We start from the raw sequence: 997 nt of genomic DNA, 5'->3' as shown, positions 1-997 counted from the left end.
CGGATATCCGACTGCTTTCTGGCAACACGCGCCATGCTGTCGAGATCGATAGCATTCAGCATCATCAGGCCTCCTGATCAACGGGAAGATCGAGCCAGACCAGACAACCATCGCACTCGGCTTCTTCATGGCGCTGTTGCTCAAACAGGGGTTGTACGCGCCGTGACAGTGATGCCTGTGGGTCGTGGAAATACATCTCTTCAATCTCACCATCGGCGAAAAAACGTGATACAGCGGAAGACGTATGCGCAATGGAAGCAATATAAAGTTGCAGGGCTGACGGGGTGCCCAGACGCAAAATAAACCGCCGTGTTCCCTCCACAAACTTACTGAAATGCCTCAGATGTCGCCGCACCTGATCCGGTGACATGCGGGCAAATAGCACAATCATGGGCATCGTCTCAAACGCCTTGCCCAGCCACAGATCAAAGTCGCTGTCAGGCTCTGGCACACAAAGCCACGGTGTATATGGCTCAAGCCCTGCCTGTGCATCCAGATGCCATAACGGATAATGGACCACCTCGTGAAACTCCAGCCGTGCCAGCAGATTTCGCTCGGCACGGGTTTCCGTCAGTACATAGAGGTGGGTACGACTATTGCGAGTCGGTAGCCCGGCTTTCTCCAGTTGTTGATAGAGGCTCATTCTTTGCCCTCTTTAAGGGGGCACTCTTCAACCAGTGGTGTTCCTTGATTGATCGCCGCTTCAATGGCCTGTATCTGGTCGCCAGAGGGAGACGTAATGCTGACATTCCCTTTTAGTTGAATATTCGGCGCATTCAGCGTAATACCGCTGCCATCAAGCAGGATTTTGCCTGCCGGGCCGCGAATTAAAATACGATCTGTGCCTTGCAGGATATATTCGGTCGTCAGTAGTCGCTGACCACTTTTGGCCTCAATGGACTGTATGCCTTCAATGACTACTTTTTCATGCTCGCCAATCGTGACGAGATGGCTGGCAGTAATATCTTCCTTCAGCGTATTACCGATATTGCGTACC

The 997-nt window shown here is 52.2% G+C and carries 1 protein-coding gene and 1 pseudogene; both read right to left on the bottom strand.

The annotated features are described in order from the left end of the window. Window positions 1-64: 64 nt before the first annotated feature. Window positions 65-643: a DUF4123 domain-containing protein gene (locus J5224_RS30025; protein WP_264628708.1), complete on the bottom strand. Its 579-nt coding sequence runs from the start codon at window positions 641-643 to the stop codon at window positions 65-67. After that, window positions 640-997, bottom strand: a pseudogene (locus tag J5224_RS30020) (hypothetical protein); the annotation flags it as partial. The pseudogene J5224_RS30020 and the gene J5224_RS30025, both read right to left, overlap by 4 nt.

Source organism: Candidatus Symbiopectobacterium sp. NZEC135, assembly GCF_025962695.1.
This window is presented reverse-complemented; position numbering and strand designations above follow the sequence as displayed.

Excerpts from the sequence above, each read along its gene's own strand:
- J5224_RS30025 (WP_264628708.1), bottom strand. The coding sequence starts at position 643 with ATGAGCCTCTATCAACAACTGGAGAAAGCCGGGCTACCGACTCGCAAT.